The sequence below is a fragment of the Neobacillus drentensis genome (assembly GCF_036966985.1).
Taxonomy (GTDB): domain Bacteria; phylum Bacillota; class Bacilli; order Bacillales; family Cytobacillaceae; genus Neobacillus; species Neobacillus drentensis_E.
In genome coordinates, this window is record NZ_JBALSN010000009.1 from 13,535 (window position 1) to 14,189 (window position 655).

Annotated in this window: 1 pseudogene; it reads right to left on the reverse strand. The window is 35.4% G+C overall.

Annotated elements, in window-relative coordinates:
* Positions 1-2: 2 nt before the first annotated feature.
* A pseudogene (locus V7659_RS00620) lies at positions 3-655 on the reverse strand (hypothetical protein); the annotation flags it as partial.

Below are 655 nucleotides of genomic sequence, written 5' to 3' on the forward strand. Positions count from 1 at the left end.
ACCTATTTCAAATTGATACTATGTCTAAATTGATCATAATCTGTTTTTATGAAATGAAACGCCGTTGCATTGCCGCCATGATCGGGGTGTGTTATTTTTAATAGTTTTTTATACTTTGTTAATACCTCTTTATCGCTCGCCATTTTTGAAAGACCCAATTTTTGACGGTAATCAATGGTTATAGGAGCAGAAGAAGGAGGAACGTCATCAGCTTGATCAGATTTTTGATTTCCTTTTAATACTTCACCTTTTAATTTTAGCAATTCATTCGTCAAATTAATGTTCTCTTTTAGTAACTTCTTGGTTTCCCTTTGTAATTCACTTTTCTCTTTTATAAGGTGAATCATATCTTTTTTTAATTTGTCTATTTGCTGAATTAAACTAGCGACTGAGGTCTGATGGAGATGTTCAATTCCTTTTATATGCTCATCCTGTGCCTTTATTTTTACTTTTAATTGACGGATAATCATATCCTGGTCGGTAGAACGATGGGTTAACTGTTTTGGAGCTGATTCTTTAGTGGGATAGGTAGGTTTCTGAATTCCACTGCCCACTTTTTCGATCTGTCCCTCACGCAGCATACGACGAACAATTTGAACAGCCGTGCTATCGGCCACTCCTGCATCCTTTAATAAATGAAAAGCTTGATCTGTAT